The sequence below is a fragment of the Actinophytocola glycyrrhizae genome (assembly GCF_042653545.1).
GTDB classification, from domain to species: Bacteria; Actinomycetota; Actinomycetes; order Mycobacteriales; family Pseudonocardiaceae; genus Actinophytocola; species Actinophytocola glycyrrhizae.
The window spans coordinates 363,604-382,870 of record NZ_JBHSIS010000017.1; the positions used below are offsets into that span (position 1 = coordinate 363,604).

21 protein-coding genes are annotated in these 19,267 nt (G+C 70.8%); 3 read left to right on the forward strand and 18 right to left on the reverse strand.

The window, feature by feature from the left end; all coding sequences use genetic code 11:
* Genes ACFPCV_RS27560 through ACFPCV_RS27585 form a run of 6 tightly spaced genes read right to left on the reverse strand, consistent with a single transcriptional unit; the run spans position 1 to position 5,103 of the window.
* Positions 1–1,998 (reverse strand): hypothetical protein, encoded by a 1,998-nt coding sequence (locus ACFPCV_RS27560; protein ID WP_378059259.1) that lies wholly within the window; start codon positions 1,996–1,998, stop codon positions 1–3.
* Positions 1,999–2,008: 10 nt separating this feature from the next.
* A complete protein-coding gene (locus ACFPCV_RS27565; RefSeq protein ID WP_378059361.1) occupies positions 2,009–2,167 on the reverse strand; it encodes a DUF6760 family protein in 159 nt (52 codons plus the stop codon).
* Positions 2,164–2,568 carry a phage tail assembly protein gene (locus ACFPCV_RS27570; protein WP_378059260.1) on the reverse strand — a complete coding sequence of 135 codons (405 nt, stop codon included), beginning with the start codon at positions 2,566–2,568 and terminating at the stop codon, positions 2,164–2,166. Before ACFPCV_RS27570 ends, ACFPCV_RS27565 begins: the two co-directional genes overlap by 4 nt.
* A 19-nt stretch (positions 2,569–2,587) precedes the next feature.
* Positions 2,588–3,055, reverse strand: a complete 468-nt coding sequence (locus ACFPCV_RS27575) for a phage tail protein (RefSeq protein ID WP_378059261.1) — start codon at positions 3,053–3,055, stop codon at positions 2,588–2,590.
* A gap of 28 nt (positions 3,056–3,083) precedes the next feature.
* Positions 3,084–3,581, reverse strand: a complete 498-nt coding sequence (locus tag ACFPCV_RS27580; protein WP_378059262.1) for a phage tail protein — start codon at positions 3,579–3,581, stop codon at positions 3,084–3,086.
* A 1-nt stretch (position 3,582) separates the two neighbouring features.
* Positions 3,583–5,103: a phage tail sheath family protein gene (locus ACFPCV_RS27585; RefSeq protein WP_378059263.1), complete on the reverse strand. Its 1,521-nt coding sequence runs from the start codon at positions 5,101–5,103 to the stop codon at positions 3,583–3,585.
* Positions 5,104–5,261: 158 nt separating this feature from the next.
* Between ACFPCV_RS27585 and ACFPCV_RS27590 the strand changes: the two genes are divergently transcribed.
* From ACFPCV_RS27590 to ACFPCV_RS27600, 3 genes are read left to right on the forward strand one after another with little or no spacing between them, the layout of a single operon-like run.
* Positions 5,262–5,846 (forward strand): Pvc16 family protein, encoded by a 585-nt coding sequence (locus ACFPCV_RS27590; protein ID WP_378059264.1) that lies wholly within the window; start codon positions 5,262–5,264, stop codon positions 5,844–5,846.
* Positions 5,839–6,234 (forward strand): PAAR domain-containing protein, encoded by a 396-nt coding sequence (locus ACFPCV_RS27595; protein WP_378059265.1) that lies wholly within the window; start codon positions 5,839–5,841, stop codon positions 6,232–6,234. Before ACFPCV_RS27590 ends, ACFPCV_RS27595 begins: the two co-directional genes overlap by 8 nt.
* 57 nt (positions 6,235–6,291) lie before the next feature.
* Positions 6,292–7,413: a lipase family protein gene (locus ACFPCV_RS27600; RefSeq protein ID WP_378059266.1), complete on the forward strand. Its 1,122-nt coding sequence runs from the start codon at positions 6,292–6,294 to the stop codon at positions 7,411–7,413.
* Positions 7,414–7,470: 57 nt separating this feature from the next.
* On the opposite strand, the gene ACFPCV_RS27605 is transcribed toward ACFPCV_RS27600, so the two are convergent.
* The 12 genes from ACFPCV_RS27605 to ACFPCV_RS27660 form a co-directional block, all read right to left on the reverse strand.
* Positions 7,471–9,435, reverse strand: coding sequence for a hypothetical protein (locus tag ACFPCV_RS27605; RefSeq protein WP_378059267.1), 1,965 nt, complete (start codon positions 9,433–9,435; stop codon positions 7,471–7,473).
* A gap of 21 nt (positions 9,436–9,456) precedes the next feature.
* On the reverse strand, positions 9,457–10,476 hold the full coding sequence (locus ACFPCV_RS27610; protein ID WP_378059268.1) for a hypothetical protein: 1,020 nt from the start codon (positions 10,474–10,476) through the stop codon (positions 9,457–9,459).
* A gap of 487 nt (positions 10,477–10,963) precedes the next feature.
* Entirely contained in the window at positions 10,964–11,821 is an 858-nt protein-coding gene (locus ACFPCV_RS27615) for an acyl-ACP desaturase (RefSeq protein WP_378059269.1), read from the reverse strand.
* A gap of 8 nt (positions 11,822–11,829) precedes the next feature.
* Complete coding sequence (locus tag ACFPCV_RS27620) at positions 11,830–12,678, reverse strand: SAM-dependent methyltransferase (RefSeq protein ID WP_378059270.1); 849 nt, start codon at positions 12,676–12,678, stop codon at positions 11,830–11,832.
* On the reverse strand, positions 12,675–12,935 hold the full coding sequence (locus ACFPCV_RS27625) for an acyl carrier protein (RefSeq protein WP_378059271.1): 261 nt from the start codon (positions 12,933–12,935) through the stop codon (positions 12,675–12,677). The genes ACFPCV_RS27620 and ACFPCV_RS27625 overlap by 4 nt, the downstream gene beginning before the upstream one ends.
* Positions 12,928–13,476 (reverse strand): PaaI family thioesterase, encoded by a 549-nt coding sequence (locus ACFPCV_RS27630; protein ID WP_378059272.1) that lies wholly within the window; start codon positions 13,474–13,476, stop codon positions 12,928–12,930. The genes ACFPCV_RS27625 and ACFPCV_RS27630 overlap by 8 nt, the downstream gene beginning before the upstream one ends.
* Positions 13,473–14,261, reverse strand: coding sequence for a ferritin-like domain-containing protein (locus ACFPCV_RS27635; protein ID WP_378059273.1), 789 nt, complete (start codon positions 14,259–14,261; stop codon positions 13,473–13,475). Before ACFPCV_RS27635 ends, ACFPCV_RS27630 begins: the two co-directional genes overlap by 4 nt.
* Before the next feature lie 23 nt (positions 14,262–14,284).
* On the reverse strand, positions 14,285–15,928 hold the full coding sequence (locus ACFPCV_RS27640; RefSeq protein WP_378059274.1) for an AMP-binding protein: 1,644 nt from the start codon (positions 15,926–15,928) through the stop codon (positions 14,285–14,287).
* Between the two features lie 3 nt (positions 15,929–15,931).
* Positions 15,932–16,657, reverse strand: a complete 726-nt coding sequence (locus ACFPCV_RS27645) for a 4'-phosphopantetheinyl transferase family protein (RefSeq protein WP_378059275.1) — start codon at positions 16,655–16,657, stop codon at positions 15,932–15,934.
* A 33-nt stretch (positions 16,658–16,690) separates the two neighbouring features.
* Positions 16,691–17,944 (reverse strand): cytochrome P450, encoded by a 1,254-nt coding sequence (locus ACFPCV_RS27650; RefSeq protein ID WP_378059276.1) that lies wholly within the window; start codon positions 17,942–17,944, stop codon positions 16,691–16,693.
* A 3-nt stretch (positions 17,945–17,947) separates the two neighbouring features.
* Complete coding sequence (locus ACFPCV_RS27655) at positions 17,948–18,355, reverse strand: hotdog family protein (protein WP_378059277.1); 408 nt, start codon at positions 18,353–18,355, stop codon at positions 17,948–17,950.
* Positions 18,356–18,396: 41 nt separating this feature from the next.
* On the reverse strand, positions 18,397–18,780 hold the full coding sequence (locus ACFPCV_RS27660; RefSeq protein ID WP_378059278.1) for a hotdog family protein: 384 nt from the start codon (positions 18,778–18,780) through the stop codon (positions 18,397–18,399).
* Positions 18,781–19,267 lie beyond the last annotated feature (487 nt).

A 19,267-nucleotide genomic window follows, 5' to 3' on the forward strand; every position in this document is an offset into this window, starting at 1 on the left:
CTACATGGGGTCGGCGAGCAGCCCGGACCGCTCGCGGTCGACGAGCAGTTCGGTGCGCAGCCGGGTGCGGACGTGCCGGTACAGGCGGCCCGCGAGGTCGTCGAGGGTGTTGGTGTCGTGCAGGTCCGGGCAGGAGTGCGCGGGTTCCCGCGGCGCGGTCACGACCGGCTGCTCCGGTCGCTGACCTGGTTGCGGAACGGCGCCACCGGGCCAGTCGTCGGTGTCCCGGCCCGTGTCCCGGTCGGTGTCCCGGTCCGGGTCGCTGTCGGTGACGTCGGTCATGTCGGCCGGGTCGGCGGGTTCGTCGTCCGGGCGGTCGTCGGTGGCGTGGGTGATCCGGTAGCCGCCGAGGCCCCTGCGCCTGCTCTGGCCGAGGGTGGTACGCGGCCTCGGCGGGGGCGGGGGAGGCTGGTCCTCGGGTGGTTCCCGCGGTGGTTCCGGTGACGGTTCCGGTGCCGTCGTCGCGAGTGCGAGGGCGGCGTCGAGTGGCAGGTTCGAGTACTCGGCGACCATCCGGTCGAACTCGGTGAGGCTGCGGAACGGCTGCTCGGGTGCGACGGGCCGGCCGACGAACCGTTCGTCGGCCACCGTCAGCGGCGGCCGGGTGACCGGCGTCGCGGTGACCACGGGCGGGACGGTGCCGGTGGGAACGCGGTAGCGCAGCTCCACCAGCCGGGCGCCCTGTTGCGCCACGGGTGCGACCACCGGGGGTGCTTCTCCCGGCACGGCGGGGAGTTCCGCCGCGACCACGGTCGCCGCGCCGGGGGTGACCGGGGTCGCGACGTGCCGCGAGTCCGGGAACGTCACCGCGACGGGAACGACCGGCTCGGGGAGCTCCTCCACTGTCACGGGGAACATCGCCGCGATCGGCACCCCCGGCACCGGGGGGGCCGCGCCGGGTACCGGGAGTGGGACCTCCCGCGGGTCCGCGTCCGGCACGTGTTCCACGATGGCGGGTCGCGTCGCCGTGGCGGTACCGGGTGCCGGGACGGCACCGGGGAACGCTGCCGACGGCACGTCCGCCACCGGAAAGGCCGGTGGGGCGGGGTGACTCACTGGGGCGGTGCCGTTCGGCGGCAACGTCAAGGGCGGGAAGGTGGGTACGGCGGCCGGGGTGATCGACGACGTCGGCGCGGCGGGCAGGGTGGTCGCGGGCGGGACCGGACCGGGTGCCGGTGCGACCGGGGGCGGTTCCCCCCGCGTGCGAACGGGTTCGGCCACGACCGGGGCCATCGGTGTGGGCTCGGCGGGCACCGGGACGGTGGCCGCGGGCACGATCGCGAAGCCCACGGGAGTCGTGCCGCCTGGACCCGCGGGCAACCGCGGGGCTTCTGTCGCGGCCGCAATGCCTGGCGCCTCGAAGTCCGCGACCGTGGGGGACTGCGGGGGTTGCGCCATGTTCCCGGCCGCCACGATTCCTGGGGTCGTTGCGAAGTCCGCAGGCCCCGCGAACTGCGGGGAGACCGTGGCGGCCATGACGCCTGGCGGCACCGCGAAGTCCGGTGCTGCCGGGGGTTCCGTGGCCGCCGTGCTTCCTGGCGCCGCCGCGAAGCCCGGTGCGGCCGCGAAGTCCGCGGCAGCCGTGACGCCCGGTGCCGCCGTGACGTCGGGTGTCGACGGGAGGCCCGGTGCCGCTGCGAGGTCGGCTGTTGCCGTGAGGTCCGGTGTCGTCGTGAAGGTCGATGGCGTCACGACACCGGCCACCGTCGCGACCTCCGGCCCGGGGAACGTCATCGTCATCGGCGTGACCCGCTCGTCCGCCACGTCGATCACCCGTGCCAGGCCGCGCACCCGGCCCGTCGGTGGCCTCCCGCCCCGCCTGCGCAGCGGTGGCGGCAGCGGGTCGCGGTTGGTCACCACGCTCGGCGGCCCCAGCAAGGTCAGGGGCGCCGCGTCCACCACGGGCCGCAGAGCGGGCAGCCGCGCCCATGCCCTGCGCTGCCGGGGCACGGCCTCGGCGTGCCGGGCGCGGCGGCGGCGGAACCGGGGCCAGCGCATCACGAACTCCTCACATGCCGTGGGACAGGCGGTTGTTGATGGCGCCGATCTGGCCGATCACCTCGGTGCGGGTGCGGTGGTCCAGGTCGGCGATCTCGGCCAGCGGCCAGTGCAGGTGGTAGGCGACGTACACGACCTCCTCCCAGAGGCGTGCGGTCGTGTACGTCAGCGTTCCCCCGGGCGGTCACCGGCCAGGCTGACGGTGAACTCCTGCGCGCAGGAGGGGCACCGGACCTCGGCCTCGGTGTGGCCGTCGGCGTTGACGCGGCGGTACAGGTCCTGCAGGAACGCCAGATCGGACGCGAACAGGCTCTCCACCACCAGACTGTCCACCGTGGACAGCGTGCCCAGGCGGGTGACGGTCCTGGCGAGCAGCAGCACGGTCAGGTATGCCGGGTTCTGGCGCACCCGCTGGTCGGTCTGCGTGGACAGCTCGTCACGCGCGGTCGCGAGCCGCAGGACGCCGTCGCGGTGGACGGTGCCCTGCTCGTCGACGAAGCCGCGCGGCAGCGTGAACGGGTACTCCGTGCGCAGAACGGTGGCTGGTGCCGGTGTCGTCGTGGTGCTCATCGGTGTCCTTTCCTGGACGTCACAGCAGCCCGGACTCCGGGACCTCGATGTCCTCGCAGGTGATCTTGCATTCGATCATCGCGACGGCGGAGTCGCCGGCCTTCATCGACGTGACCTGCAGTTCCGAGCACCAGCCGCCGTTGATCACGTAGGTGATCTCGTTCTTGCCGGACGCGTCCGAGACGATGAGGGTCCCCGAGGAACGCGCGGCCGGATCGCCCCGGCGCGACATCGCGTGCCACACCATCAGCTTGTGGTTCCCGTCCCAGTCCAGCCCGCGTTTCAGGGTGATCGTCGGCGGCTCGGTCTTCCCGTACTGTTTCGTGTGGACGGTCTCGCCCTTGTCGTTGTTGTAGATGTACTCCTGGGTAGCGACCTTGGTCGTGATGCCACCGAGCTCCGAGAACGCGATCTTGCCGATGTGCGAGAACTCGATGTAGAAGCGCGGTGCGGAGATCACCTGGTCCTGGGTCTTGCCGTCGCCCATGCGCGGAACTCCTTGTCGGGTGGGGGAACTAGAGCATGACGATGTCGTCGCACTCGATCGTGACCTTCATCATCACCACGTTGGAGCCGCCCGCCTGCGCCGGATCGATCTCCAGCCGCGAGCACCACGCGTTCTCCAACGTGCACGCCGCGACCGGCAACCCGCTCGCGGCGAGAATGGTGAACGTCGCGGGCACCTTGCCCACGGGGTTGTTGCCGCGCGCCAACGTGTGCCAGGCGAACAGCTGCGCGAACCCGATCGAGTCGAGCCCGCGTTTCAACGTGATCGTCGGCGGGGACGGCCTGCCGAACTGTTTGGTGCGGACGTTGCCGAGCCTGCCGTTGTAGGAGTACTCGCTCGCGTTCACCGCGGAGTTGAACCCGGCGAGCTCGGTGAACCCCAGACCCTGCGACCAGCCGAGCACGTTCACGAAGAACCGGGACGCGCTCACGGGTTCGACCAGCGGCAGGCTCTCCGTCGTCAGGTCGATCGCGGTCGGGTCGGGAGCGGACAGGTGGGGGAGCACGTCATTCCTCCAGCGCCGCGCCCTCGGAGAGCTGCGACAGGCGGAACACGACGAACTCGGCCGGCTTCACCGGCGCGATGCCGATGTCGACGGTCAGGATGCCCGCGTCGCGGTTCTCCTCCGGGTTGTTCTCCTCGTCGCACTTCACGTAGAACGCCTGCCCCGGTGAGCTCCCGAACAACGCGCCGCTGCGCCACACCCGGCGGAGGAACATGGTGATCGTGCGCCGCACCGAACCCCACAGGAAGCGGTCGTTGGGCTCGAACACCACCCAGTTCGTGCCGTTGAGGATGGACTTCTCCACGTAGTTGAACAGCCTGCGCACGTTCAGGTACCGCCACTCGGGGTCGCTCGACAGCGTGCGCGCGCCCCAGATCCGGATGCCCTGCCCCGGGAACGTGCGCAGGCAGTTGACGCCGATCGGGTTCAGCTGGTCGTGCTCGCCGCGGGTCAGCCCCGCCGTCAGCTCGACGACCCCGCGCACCACCTCGTTGGCGGGCGCCTTGTGCACGCCGCGCGTCTCGTCGTTGCGGGCCCAGACGCCCGCGACGTGCCCGCTCGGCGGCACGTTCATCCGCTTGCCGGTAACCGGGTCCAGCACGGTGAGCCACGGCCAGTAGAGCGTCGCGTACTTCGAGTCGTAGCCGGCGACCTCCATGCGCCAGTGCTTGAGCCGCTGCGGCGACAGGCCCGGCGGCGGGTCGAGGATGGCGACCCGGTCGGCCATCAGCTCGCAGTGCGCGATCATGGCCTGCTGCACGGCGCGCAGCCCGTCGTCGTCGATGAGGCCGTCCCGGTGTGCGCTCATCAGGTCCGGCACGCACAGCATGGTCACGTCGTCGACCGCCTCCAGCCCGGCGAACCCCGTGCGCTCGTCGGCGTCACCCACGTACTCGGCGGCGTCGACCGCCGGCCCCCGCGGGTCGCGGGCGAGCGTGACCCGCGACCCGATCGCCGGTGTCGCGAGTGGACCGCCCTTCACGTCCGCCACGGCCACCAGCGCCGACTCCCGCAGCGCGGTCACCACGTTCCCGGCACCGCGGCGGACGACGACGTTGTCGTACACCTCCTCGACGCCGTCCTTGCGCACCACCAGTTTGAAGGCGCCGTCCCCGGCCTCGGAGGGCTCGTGCACCTCGACGGACACGTCGCCGCCGTCGGCTCCGGGGTGCAGCGCCCGCAACGCGAGGGGACGGCCGGGACCGGCGGTGCCGAGCTGCGCGGGTGCGATCACCTGACCGTCGGCACCCGCCTCGTCGCGGGCCCCGACCCGGACGATGTACGCGGAACCGCCGCCGTTCTGGAAGAAGCCGTACACGGCGTGGGCGAGGTAGCCGCCCTCGACGAACCCGCCGAAGTTCTGCGTGAACTGGGTCCAGTTGGTGACCAGCACCGGCACGTGCGCAGGCCCGCGTTCCGCGAAGCCGACGAACGCGGCGACGGCCGTGCCGACCCCCTCGATGGGTTTCGTGCCCGACGACACCTCCTCGGTGTAAACGCCGGGCGACAGGTAGTTGGGCATCGGCCCTCCAGTGGTACGCGAACTGACGCCGTCGACTGTCCGGTCCGGACGCCGCCGGTTCCAGGTGCCCGGGAGCGAAGCCAATGCGCACGCGAGGTTGCCCGATCGCTTGGCCGGGAGTCCGGCCGGGACCGGCCTGGCCCGGTGACCATGGCGGGATGCTCCGCGACATCGACACCGCGCTCACCGCCCTGCTCACCGCCGCGGTTCCCGGTGCGCCGGTGCAGCTGGGGGCCGGTGGCACCGAGCACGGCCTGCGGGTGCTGCTGCACGACGTGCGTGAGGAGCCCGATGCGCTCGCGGCGACGTGGCAGGACGAACACGACGCGGACGGTCGCGTGGTGGCCCGCCGCCCGCCGGTGCGCCGGTACCGGTTGCGCTACCTGGTGTTCGCCGTCGCGGCCGACCGGGCGGCCGAGCACGACTGGCTCGGCAGGGTGCTCGTCGCGCTGGCCGCGCACCAGGTCGTGCCCACCGGGCTGCTCCCCGGGCCGCCCGCCCCGCTCCAGGTGGCGCCACCCGGCCTGTCCGCACCGGCGCACGCGGTCCTCGCGGCGATCGGCGCCCGGCCCCTCCTCGAGGTGGCCGTCCTCGCGCCCTGCGTCCAGCCCGCCCTGACCGGGCTGCCGTCCGCCCCCGACACCGTGGACCTCGGCGTCACGGCCGGACTGCCGCACCGGGCACCACCCGGCCGCCGGGCTGGTCCGGCCGGCAGGCGGATCCGGGAGGGTGGCCGTGGGTAAGGCGGCGGCCAAGCAGGGCGACCGGGTGGTCGGCACCGACGTGCACGTGGTCCTCGTGCCGTCCTCGGGCGGCCCGGTCCCGACACCGATGTCCCTGCCGTTCAGCGCCACGATCACCGAGTCGTGCAGCACCACCGTCCTCATCGAGGGCAAGCCCGCCGCGGTCGCCGGGTCCGGCACGGTGAACCAGCCACCGCACGTGGCACCCAGCGGCCGGTTCGCGAAGGAACCGGCCAACCGCGGCAAGGTCCTCCTCGGCAGCCCGACCGTGCTCGTGGACGGCAAGCCCGCCGCCCGGGCCGGTGACCGGGTGCTCACCTGCAACGACCCGGCGGACGTGCCGGTGGGGGTCGTGCAGGCCACCAGCACTGTCCTCATCGGACCGTGACGCCCTGTCCCCGGAGATCGGAGTCCCGTGAAACGTTTTCGCAGCAAGCTCTTGCTCGTGGTGGTGGCACTCGCCGCCGTCCTCGTCCCACCCGCGGCGGCCGCCACCGCGCGGCCGTGGGCCGGGACGTTGCTCGACCGCGACGCGGTCGCCGTGTCGCCCGCCGTCGCCGCGGCCGGGGGACAGGCCTACCGGCTGACCTACCTGTCGACGTCCTCGCGCGGCGCGCCCAGGGTCGTGACCGGCACCCTGGTGGTCCCACCCGGACCGCCGCCGCCCGGCGGTTTCCCGGTCGCGTCGTGGGGGCACGGCACGACCGGCGCGGCGGACGCGTGCGCGCCGTCCGCTTCGCCCGCGCTCGGCGGGTACGACACGCTCGTGGCGTCGCTGGTCGACGCGGGCTACGCGGTCGTGGCGACGGACTACGAGGGCCTCGGCACCCCGGGACCGCACGCGTACCTGGTCGCGGAGAGCGCGGGCCGCGGCATGATCGACGCGGTGCGCGCGGGCAGGCAGGCGCAGCGCGGCCTGTCGACGACGTGGGTGGCGCTCGGGCACTCGCAGGGCAGCCAGGCCGTCGCGGCGACCGCGGAGATCAGCGGCACGTACGGCCGCGGCCTGCGCCTGGCCGGTGCGGTCGCGTTCGCGGCGCCGATCAACCTGGCCGGGACCATCGCGCAGCGGCTGCGCGACGTCGAGGGTGACTTCGGCGCGCAGGCGCTCTATCCGCTGATCCTGTCCGGTCTGCGCACCGAGCACCCGCAGCTGCGGTACAGCGACTACCTCGGTCCGCGGGCGGCGGAGGTGCTGCCGCTCGTCGAGACCGCGTGCCTGGCCGACATCTACGGCTGGTTCGCGGCACGCGACCTGCCCGCGTCGGAGTTCCAGCCGGTCACCCAGCAGGCCATGACGCGGCTGGAGGACTGGCTCGCCGGGCAGGGCATCCCACGGCAGCGGACCGCTGCGCCGTTCACCATCCTCATCGGCGACCAGGACGAGATCGTCGGCGTCGACGAGGCGAGTGCCGTCGTCGCCGGCATGTGCCACCTCGGCTCGGCGGCGTCGTTGCGCGTCTACCCCGGCCTGGACCACAACGCCGTCGTCCCGGCCGCGACCGGCGACGCGATGACCTGGCTCGCCGACCGCCTGGCGGGCAGACCCGTCACCACCGACTGCTGATCGACCGACCTCGGGACCGGTGCCCGGCCGCGCGAGCGGCCGGGCACCGTCGCTCGGTCAGCGGATGCCGGTCAGGTCGTACTCCACCGGCACCTTCCCGTCGAGCTGGCCGAAGACCCGCAGCCCCGGGGCGCCCGTGTTGGCCGTGCCGTGCGCCCACTCGCGGGCCCCGCCGGAGGCGTGGACGAACAAGTAGACGGGCTTGCCCTGCCACGGCTGGTGCCACTGGCCCCGCACCATGTCCCCGGGCCTTCCCCCGACGATCTCCTGGTAGCCCTCCGGGGTCACCGCCCGGCGGGACCAGTCGGCGTACGCGGTGTCGTGCGGGCCGGTGACGGTGAACCGGTGTGGCGCGGCGACCGTCACGAAACCGGCCAGGTCCTGGTACCGGGCCCGGTAGCTGTCCTCGCCGGTGTCGGGGTGGGGCACCACGACACCCGCGAACACCTCGCTGAGCTTGCGGCCGAACTCGTCGGTGGTCGGCACGCCGAGGTACCGGGCGCCTTCGTCCTCGTCGTCGTCGACCTTGTCGAACTCGCCTGTCTCCAGCCACCTGCCGACGGTGCCGTCGGCGAGCCGGAGGTACACGTGGCGGCGCGGTGCGCTGCCTTCCACCCCGGACAGGATCGCCGTGACCGCCACGCCGTCGACCTCGGTGGGCAGCTCGAGCCCGGAGAAGCGGTCCTCGACGATCGACGGCTCGAGGAAGCTGGACTGGAGCTGGGCGGTCACGAGGCTCTCGATGTGCCCGCGCAGCGCGGCGCCGTCGATCAGCTCGGCCGGCTTGACGGGCAGCTTCTCGACGACCGCCGCCGCGATCCGGCCAGCGAGCGTGGTGATGAACGCGGTCGCCGCGAGCTTCATGGGGTTGAGCACCGCGAAGACGTTGCCCTTGATGCCCTCGAGGAGCTCGTCCAGGTACTCCTTGCCGAACACCAGGAGGATGTCCTCCTTCTCCGCTCCTTCGCCCACCAGCCGCAGTGCCCGCTGGATCCGTTCCTCCTGGTACTTCTCGACGCACTTGTTGATCACGTCGCAGACCATGGGCCACAGGTCGCCGACGCCGGGCGGGAACTTCACCGCGGCGGCGGTCCAGATCGGCTGGGTGAGCTGCAGGGCGAGCGCCACGTCGGCCTTGCGCTTGGTCGCCAGCCGCTCGGCGATCAGGGTCTTGTCGCTGTCGAGCTCGGCGTAGATCGCCTGCGTGCCGTTCTTCTTCTTGTACTGGGCGATCTGGATGTCGGCGCTGACGCTGTTCATCCACCGGTCGGTGACGGCCTTGCCCGTCTCCGCGACACTGGCGCCCACGGTCAGGCCGATCGACACGCCCTGGGCCTCCTCGTTCGGGAGGTAGCCGAGGATCTCGCCGGTGAGCGCGACCGCGTTGATGCCCTGGTCGGTGGCGGCGAGCGCCGCGGTCATCGCCTTGTGCCCCGCGGTCGGGTGCTTCTGCACCCATGCCTTGATCGCCTCATCGGTGAGTGCCTTCTGCCACTGCTGGGCGACGATGTCGGCGTGCTTGTCGATCACCTCGATCGCCCTGAGGAAACGCGGCACGAACCGGTTGAACGCACCCAGCCGCTCCTCGCTTGGCCCTTCTGGCTTGTTCATCTCCTCGGTGAAGGCGCCGATCTTCTTCCTGAGGTTCTCCGCCTTCGCGCGCGTCGCCCTGAGGTTCTCGACCGCGTGGAGCACGTCCTTGCCGCGGTTGGTGTTCCTGATCACCTCGAGTTCGGCGATGGGGTCGCACGCCGCCACGACCATGTCGATCTTGTCGATCTTCATGTCGACGGTCGGTGCGATGGCCGCGAGCGTGTCGAGTATCTCCTCCTTGCTGTACAGCGGGTCGTTTCTGGTGGCGGCGTGCACCTCGACGTCCTCGATCCTGTTCGAGAGGTACGCGGCCATGGTGTGCACGGTCCCTTTCCCCACTTCCAGGGGGATGAGGTTCTCGACGGCCCCGGTGACGGTCAGGAAACCCTTGTTGAGTTCCCCTGTGAGTTTCGCGACGAGCCTGGTCATGGTGTGGTCTCCGTTCCGTGCTTACCTGTTGGCCATGTGCTGCAGGAGGGCCTCGCGGACGGCCTCCTCCTTCTCGGCCGCGCTGAGCCCCGCGTACTCGGGGTTCGCGGCGAACACCGGCCGTACGACCTTGTCGAAGAGCTCGTCGAGCTCGGGGATCTGCTCGTCGTTCATCGAGTCGTCGGCGACCACCGCCAGGGGCAGGTCGTACGGACTCGCCGGTGTGGCCACGGTGTCCGTGATGGCCGTGGTGTCCGGGGTGGACGGGGTGGACAGCGGTGGCGCGGTCGTGGCGGCGGCGGGGCTCTCGAAGTGCGGGAGCCAGCCCGTCAGGAAGGTGAGGCGGTCGGCCACCGGGGCGCGCTCCCAGCCGACCCAGTTCTCGTCGAGCGCCTTCAGCAGTCCTTCGCGCTGGGTGTCCGGCAGCCGGGCGATGCGGGTGGCGAAGTCACCGGTCGCCCAGCCGAACGTGCGAGGGTCCTCTTCCTCCTGCTGTGGTCGCCCCTCGAAGTGCGGGAGCCACCCGTAGAGCCAGTCGGTCCGCTGTTCCACCGTCGCGCCCTCCCAGCCAGGCCACTGCTGGTCCAGCTCGGTGAGCAGCCACGTCCGCCAGGGGCCGCGGGCGGGGGTGAGCGCGTCGAGACGGGGATGCCAGGTGTCCGGTACCCAGCCCAGGCCGCGCGCCGCGGCGTCGCGTTCGAGGACGGGCAGTGCCTTGTCGAGCCAGTCGGCGAGTTCCTCCGGGCCCTTGCGCGTCCAGCCGGGCACCTCGGCGTCCAGCTCGTTCGGCAGCCAGTCCCGCCACGGACCCGGCGACGTGAGCAGCTCGAGCCGCGCCGACTGCTGCGGCGTGACCCAGTTGAGGCTGCGGTCGGTGAGCAGCTCGCTGAGCCAGGTCGCCCGGTTGTCCGCGGAGAGCTGCTCGATGTCGGCACGGCGGCGCAGGTAGGTGGCGAAGGGCTCGGACCAGCCGCTGCCCCAACGGTTCTCGATGGCGGTGCGCTGGTCGTCGGCCAGCCACGCCGGTTCGCTCTCGGACACGGTCGGGTTCCTTCCTGACGGCACGGTCCGCCTCGGACCGCGGAGTGACCGGACGACACCGGCCGACGTGGTCGCCGTGGTCGCCGCGAGGGTGGGTCGTGGTCCTCGCGCCGGGACCGGGGCACCTCGGGGAAGGGCGGGGAAGGGCCGCGGCACGGGACACCAAGTCAGGCTCGCGGAGCGGGGGCGACGGCAGGAGGGCTCGCGGCCAAGCGTTCGGGCAAAGTGCGGACCAGCCACGTTCGCGTTCGGGCAGCCGACGCGCAGCAGGTAGGGCAGCGCACTGCTGCGGGCCCGGGGGATGGGGAGATCCGGTTCTGCGGCGACACGACAACTCTGCAGCAGGGAAAGGTCTTCCCCGGTTCAGGATCCCGATCCGGTGGCGGGAGCAGGCGAGTGACCCGCTTCGCGCCGCATGCCGCGAAAGGCGCCGTGGGGGCGTTGGGCCGAGGCGCCTTTCGCGGCATCGCGCATGTCCGCGTGGCGACTACGTCGTCTGGAGAACCCGGCAGGCCGTGACGAACGAGATCAGCTCGTCGACCTTGTCGGACTTCGCGTCGACGGCACGGTTGACGACCTTGATCAAGTGGTCGTAGGCCTCCGTGTGGTCGTAACGGGCCGTGTCCGCGATCTTCAGCGCCCAGCGCCAGTAGCCGCGGATGGTGTCCGCGAGCGGCATCCGGAAGTCGGCGATGACCTCCCGGATCGGGCCGACCACGGCGTCGCCGTGGCGCTGGAGGTACAGCCGCACCATGTCCGCGAAGAACGAGAAGTGGCGTGCCTCGTCCTTGCTGAGCCGCACCAGGATCTCCCGCAGCAGCGGGTCGCCGACGACCTGGCGCAGGTGCTGGTAGTAGATCTGCGTCGCCTTCTCCTGCACCAGCGGGTAGGTGAAGAACTGCACGGCGTCGGTGTAGGGCAGGTCGAACGTCTTGTGCCCTTCCTGTGCCAGTGACACCCGCAGCTCGTCCGCACCGGCGATACCCGCGGCGACCTGGTAGCGCTCCAGCGCCCGCGCGTGGGTGTCCTCCTCCTGCGCCCACCGGATCGTGAAGTGGTACAGCTCCCTGTTGTGCGTGAAGGTCTCCAGGTCGACGCTGTCGTCGACCGGGAAGTTCTTCTCGTACAACGCGAAGTAGCCCGGCAGGTGGTCCTCGATGATCGTGATGAACTCGACCGCGGACCGTTCGCCGTCGGTGAGGCGGTTCGCGTCGGCGCCCGACCAGTCGAAGTCGAAGTCGACGTCCCAGCGCAGTCGCGGCGGCGAGGTCCGCAGGAACGCCGACACGGCCGCGTTGACGTCGCCGACCGGCAGCAGCGCGCCACCGACCTGGGTCCGGTGCATCGGTCCTCCTATCGGGACTTCTGACAGGTCAGTGCGTAGTGCTTGGTCGTGAAGCCCCAGCCCGCGTTGGCGGTCTTGAGGTAGCGGACCAGCTTCTCCGACAGACCGTCCTCGATCGCGTCGAGCGCGGCGGCGTTGCGCTCCACATTGGACAGCCAGTCCTCGATCGTGCGGTAGTAGTGCTCGGTGAGGTCGTCCACGGCGATCACCGTGAACCCGGCGTCCTCCGCACCCCGGATGAGGTCGGACAGCGGCCGCATGTCACCCCAGCCGAAGATCGAGTCGCGGACGAACACCGAGTTGTCGCGTCCGGCGAACTCGGCCCGCTTGGCGTTGTTGCGGTAGCAGCTCTCCGAGACGTACAGCCGTCCACGCGGCCGCAGTGACCGCCGGACCTTCTCGTACACGACCCCGAGATCGGGCATGTGCACGATCGACCCGAGCATCGTGATCGCGTCGTACCCGCGCTCCTCGACCTCGATGTCCTCGATCTGGCCGAGGCGGGTGCTGACCGCGCCGGTGAGCCCGCGCTCCGCCGCCCGCTCCGCGATGTAGGCGTGCTGGTTGGGCGCGGGGCTGATGCCGACGGTCGTGGCGCCGTAGTTGGCCGCCATGAACAGGATCAGCGAGCCCCAGCCGCACCCGATGTCCAGCAGCCGGTCGCCCGCCCCGATGCCCAGCCGGTCCGCGACGAAGTGCAGTTTCTGCTGCTGCGCGAGGTCGAGCGTGTCGTCGGGCCGCCGGTAGAGCCCCGAGCTGTACTTGCGGGTCTCGTCCAGGTACAGCCCGAAGACCCGGGGGTCCTGGTCGTAGTGCTGGTTGGTGCCGGCCTCCCCGGTGGTTGCCGTCGTGGTCATCGCGCCGCCACGGTGGACGAGACGGAGGTGGCGACGTCGCGGATGGTCTTGAACCCGAAGACGTCCTCGTCCTCCAGTTCGATGTCGTACGTGCGCTCGATCTTCGCCACTACGCGCAGCACCTTGACCGAGTCGGCGCCCTCGACCGTGCTGAGGTCGACGTCCGCGGTCAACTCGTCCCTCGGCACGCCGAACTCGTTCGAGACCAGGCCGGTGACCGTGTCGATGATGGTGTCCAGCGTTGCGGTGTCAGCCATGGTGTTCGTCTCCTCCGTTGGTGTTCAGGTCGGCGAGCGCCTTCTCGACGAGCGCGGCGTCGTGGTCGGACAGGTCCATCGCCGACCGGGCCTGCTCGGCCGTCATCGGCTGGTACGACCCGGAGGCGAAGACGATCGCCTGCCCGTCCGGGTCGAGGATCTCCGCACGGGCGTGGAAGGGGCCGGTGTCGCCCGCCGTCACGTCGGTCGTGGCGACGCAGCGGTAGTCGTCCCCGATCGCGAGCGGGGAGACGTACCGGGTCCGCAGGCTCGTGGTGAACACCGACCGCCCCGTGCGCAGCACGAGCAGGTTGCCCATGATCTCGTCGCACACGGTCGTCGACATGCCACCGTGCACGACCCCGGGGTAGGACTCGAAGGTCCGGTCGAACCGCAGTGCGCACTCGATCCCGTCCGGTGTGCGGGTGAAGCGCAGCCGCAGCCCGTGCTCGTTCGCGGGCGAACAGCCGAAGCACTGGTAGTCCGGCAGCACCGACCAGGGCACGTCGACGGTCTCGCCCGGCTCGGCCCTCGTCGTCATCCGAGCACGTCCGCGAGTGCGCGCCGCACCTTGCCGTTGCTCGACAGGTCCCGGTCGACCAGCTGCCCGAACACCCGGCGGATCTTGCCCTGCAGCTCCTCCAGTTCCTCGGAGTCGGCGACCTCCGCCAGGAACAGCTCGAACGCGGTGTCGATCGTCTCGTGGTCCGCCAGCTCGGTCAGGTTGCTCTTGAACACACTGACCGGGTGCTTGATCCGCTTGTCGGAGGTGTAGACGTAGAGCGTCTCCAGCACCGAAGCGACCTCCTCCCCGTGCTTGGCGAGGCGCTCCCGGCAGAAGTGGATGAACTCCCTGGCATGGCCCGCCTCGTCGCGGCTCGCCTTCAGCAGCAGGTCCTTGAGCACCGGCTCCTCGACGGCCGTCGCCACCCTGCGGTAGATGTGGTTGACGGTCAGCTCGGAGATGATGTTCGTGGCCAGCGTCGCGGAGGGCGTGGTACCCGGGTCGTACGGCGCGCGCATCGCCTCGACCGGGGCGTCGTCGACGCCCTCGCCGATGGCCTCCAGCCACGCCTTGAACATGTAGTGGTGCTGGACCTCCTGGTAGCCCCAGACGACCGCGAAGGCGGAGAAGTCGTAGTCGTCGACGAACTCGTTCATGAAGCCGTGCACGGCGGCGATCACGTTGGACTCGCCCATGACGGCGCTCTTCGCGATGGCGACGTACTCCGGCTTCACCAGGTCCCCGCGGACCGCCGAGAAGTCCACATCGGACAGTTTCCAGTGGTTGCGCTCGTAGTGCGTGAACACCTCGTAGGTGTGCATTGCCGTCCCTTCCCCTTCGACGCCTACCTGAACAGGCTCCTGGTGGCGAGCCGCTGAAGTTTGCCGCTGCTGGTCCGCGGGATCGACCGCGGTGCGACCGGGACGACGTGTACGTCGTCGAGCCCGGTCGCCGACCGGATGACGCCGCGCAGCCGTGCGGCGAGCGCGGGATGGTCGCCCGCGTCCGCGGTGGTCTCCGCGACGAGCACCATGCGTTCGGCGTCGCCGCGGTCGTCGACGAACGCGACGCATCTGCGGCGGTGCACCGCCGGGTCGTTCCGCACCGCGCTCTCCACGTCGTCGGGGTAGAAGTTGGCGCCCCGGATGATGATCATTTCCTTGCTGCGTCCGGTGACGAACAGCTCGCCGTCGGCGAGGTAGCCGAGGTCGCCGGTACGCAGCCAGCCGTCCGGGGTGAACGGCTGTGTGACCGCGCCCTCGTCGTCGACGTAGCCCTCGGTGACCGAGCCGCCGCGGATCTGCACCTCGCCGACGGTGCGGTCGGGCACGGGCGCGCCGTCGGCGTCCCCGACGCGCACCTCCATGCCGAGCACCGGCATCCCGACGCTGAGCAGGCCGCGCGCACCGGGAACGTCTCGTGCCACCGGGACCGCGACGCCCTCGTCGGACAGGCTGGCGCGGTCGACCCACTCCGCGCGCGGCCCGCGCCGCAGCGGCGGGAACGTCACGGCGAGCGTCGCCTCGGCCAGCCCGTAGACCGGCATCATCGCCTCCTGGACGAACCCCGCGGGTGCGAAATGGGTGAGGAACGCCTCGACGGAGTCGACCGCGATCGGCTCGGCGCCGTTGAACGCGACGCGCCACCGGCTCAGGTCGTAGGACGTGACCTCCTCCGCCTCGACGGCGCGCAGCAGGTAGTCGTAGCCGAAGTTCGGCAGTGGGGCGATGGTGTAACCCCCGTCGGCGAACTCGCGCAGCCAGTTCGCCGGGTCCTTGACGAACGCGGCCGGCTGCCACACCGTGGCCGAGACCCCGGTGAGAATCGACGTCAGCGTGCCGAACAGCCCCATGTCGTGGAACAGCGGCAGCCAGATCGCGGTACGGTCCCCCGGTTGCGGCAGATCGATGCCGGTCCTGATGGCCTGCATGCAGGTCTGGACGTTGCGGTGGGTGAGCCGGACACCCTTGGGATTGGCGGTGCTGCCCGAGGTGTACTGGAGGATGATGTCGCGGTCCGCCGTGACACCGTCCCCGTCGACACCGTCCACAGCGGCATCGAGGTCGAGCAGCTCCTCGGCCGGGATGCGCCGCACTCCCTGGAACACCTCGTCGAGGAACGGCCCGTATCTGCGCAGCCGCCGCGACACGACGACATCGCGCACACCGCCGTCGACCAGGACGCTCTGCGCTTTCGCGACATAGCCGCCGTCGTCGGCCCTCGTCGGCAGCGGCAGTGGGCAGACGCACGCGCCGAGCCTGCTCAGTGCGAACAGCACCAGCAGGAAGTCGGGCTCGTTCGTGCACAGCACACCGACCCGGTCACCCGCTCCGACTCCGAGATCGCGGAACCTGGCCGCGACACGGGCGGAATCCCGGCTGAGCGTGTCCAGCCGCAAGTCGATCCGCTCCGCGGGGAAGCCGACGACGACCTCGGGACTGTCGGCCGCGACCTTGTCCAGCGCGGCATGCAGTGTGGTGTCCCGCATTCCCTACCGCCTTTCCTGTGACAGCTCCGATGTGAGAGTTCTGGAGACGGCGGCGAGAGCGGCCGGTGCCTTCTCCGCTTCCGCCAGCCACCAGCGCCCGTGCGCCCTCGCCGGGCGCCAGACGCTGACCCGCACCGTCGGGGCGACCGCCCGGGCGGACACGGTGAGTGCGAGGTGCCGGGCGCCGAGGTCCACCGCGCGGGTGCGCAGCGGCATGCGGTCACCCCGCCAGGTCACCGGCGCCCAGCCGGCACCCGGATCGTCCTGGAACCGGATTGTCGCCAGCCCGGCGCGCAACCCGCGGCCGATCGCCTTGGCCGCGCTTTCCTTCGCCGTCCACGACTGCCGTGCGGACACCGGCACCTCGTCCACGCCGCAGAACCTGCCGACCAGGCCGCGCAGGTCGGACTCGGCCGTGTCCTCGACGTCGACGCCGCACGGGCCGGACCCGGAGACGAGGACGACGAGCCCGCCGTCGTGGCTGATGTTGGTGTGGGGGCTCCCCGTCACCGAGGGCCGCCCCCACCCGTCGACGGTGACCTCGACGGCACGGGGTGGTGTCCGGAGCGCGTGCCCGGCGACAGCGCGAGTGAGCAGCCGCGACACCGTGGCCTGGGCCCGCCGCGGGGCTCCTCGGTAGCGCGCCACCATCGCGAGTTCCGCGTCCGGCAGGTCAGCGACCGCCCCGTGGGCCGCCACGAGCGTCTCGGCGAGGTCCACGACGTGCACGCCGAGAGACTCGCCGGCATGGCCGGGCAATCGCTATCCCCTGCCCGACGCCGCGGGAAGCGTCGCCAGACCGCGGAACTGCAGGTTGTCGGCGCGCCACCGGTGTGGCCGGTCCCCGATGAGCTGGAGGTCGGGCATCCTCGTGCTCAGCTCGGTGAGCGCCAGCGCACCTTCCATGCGGGCGAGCCCCGCTCCGATGCAGTAGTGCACACCGGCGCCGAGTGCGACGTGCCCGGTCTCCTTGCGTCTGATGTCGATGCGGTCCGGGTCGGAGAACTTGGCGGGGTCCCGGTTGGCGGCGCCGCGCACGAGGTAGACGAGTTGCCCCTGCTCGATGCGGCGGCCGTGCAGCTCGACGTCCTGGGTCACGAGGCGGTGGGTGAGCTGCACCGGCCCGTCGTAGCGCAGCACCTCCTCGACGGCTCCGGGGACCAGGCTCGGGTCGGCCTTGAGCAGGTCCCACTGCTCACGCTGGGTCAGGAGACCGAGCAGGCCGTTGCCCAGCAGGTCGATCGACGTCTCGAACGTGGCGACGAGCAGCAGCAGGAGGTTGGAGCACAGTTCCTCCTCGTCGAGCCGGTCGCCGTTCTCCTCGGCCTGGACGAGGCGGGAGACGAGGTCGTCGTCCTTGGGTGACCTGCGGCGCTCGGCGATCACGTCGGTGAGGTAGGTCATCATGTGCTGCAACGACTCGGCGGCCGGCCCGCCGGACGCGGCCAGGTCGGGCGCGCCGCCGAGGAACACCTTGATCGTGTCGCACCACTGGGTGATCAGCGGGGCGTCCGAGCGAGGCAGGCCGTACAGCGCGCACAGCACGAGCGCGGGGACGGAGTAGGAGAAGTCCGGGATGAGGTCGAACTCGCCCTGCTCCACCATCACGTCCACGAGGTCGGTGACGATCTCCTGGACGAGTGGTTCGAGGTTGCGGACGTCCCTCGGGCTGAAGCCCTGGTTCATCAGTTTTCTGACCCGGGCGTGCTCGGGTGGGTCCAGCATCCACATCCAGCCGGACGCGAGCCGGATGAACTGCCGCATCGGTTCGGACGGGTCGGCACCACCGCGGGCGGCGAGCAGTCCGATCCGGCGGGACGAGAAGGTCCCGTGGTCGCGCAGGGCGCCGTAGACGTCGTCGTAACGGGTCAGCACCCAGCCGTTGAGCTGGGCATCCCAGTGCGCCGGGGATTTGTCCCGGAGCAGCGCGTAAGTGGGATACGGGTCGAGGAAGACTTCGTCGCTCAGTAATCGAACACCGATTTTCTCGGCCGTGCTGGACACGCCGTCCGACATTGGTTACCTGCTTTCGACTGATAACGCGCCGAATTCCGAATTGGCTTCCTGGGCGGACATCTGCGCCACGCCGGTGCCACGCAGCACCTCGGCGCCCTCCGCGTTCTTCACCGAGACCGAACAGGACAGCGCCACCTGGTCGTCGCCGATGTCGGCCGCCCCCGTCACCTCGACGACGGCGGTCACGGTGTCGTCGGCGAACACCGGGGCGAGGAAGGTGAGGGACACCTCGGACATGTGCACGCCGGGCCGCCCGAACAGCGGCGCCACCCCGACGGTGAGCAGGCCCTGCGCCATCTGCCTGCCCGCGAGCCCGCTGACGTGGTGCGACCCGAGGTCGCCGGTCAGCCTGCCGCACGCGGCGATGTCCTCGCCGGTGATCGTGCGGGTTGCGGTGAGAGTCGTTCCCACGTACCGATCCTTCGACTAGTCCGTTGTGTCGTGCCGCCGCGTCACGCCCCGACGATGAATCCCTTGCTGCGGCCCCTGCTGACCACCTCGTCGCCGACCACCAGGCGCGCGTCGAAGGCGATCTTGGTCATGCCCTCGGTCGGTTCGAGCCTGGTCACCTCGAGTTCGGCGGTGACGGCCTCGTCCCGGCGGACCGGTCTGGAGACGGTCCAGTCCATCCGGCCGGACAGGTAGTCGAGGTCGCCGCCGAGCTTGGTCAGCGGCGCGACGACGAGCAGGTACGGCAGGTGCTCGGGGACCTCGTCCGACGCGCCGCCGGTCAGTGCGAGAAAGTCGCGAATCTCGTCGTCGGTGTAGGACCTCGTCCAGGACAGGACGGTGCCGACCGAAATGTCTCCGTGCTGGGAGTTCTTGACACTCACCACCGAAAATGCCCCCATTTGCCGAAATCGAACGCGAATTCCGCGCACATCCCTGCCCTCAGCCGACACGAATCTACACAACGCAAATAGACGACCGTCCCGGGAGTGTGATCCACGTCATATGTCGCCGGTTAACATTCGACCGCACGCTCTGCAAATGTCATCCGATCGGCGTAGAACCGTCGCTCTGCGTCGACTTTCGCCACGGTATTTCGACGCGGCGAAACAGCAGCATCACCTATTCGGACGTAGCACCCGCTCGGGACGATCAAGTATTGAGTCGTCCACCTCGCCCAGGACCCACCCGGAGTCCGCTCACGCGGCCCGCGACCGGGTGCCGGTCGGGCAGATGGATGCGGCTACATGAGGACGACGTCACCGCGTGTGCCACGCCCAGCCGTCCCGGACAGCACCCCAGGACGCGGGACTGGAGCTGAGGGCGGTTGTCTGACCGTCCGCGAGATGGCGGAGCGGCCTGGCCTGGCGGGTG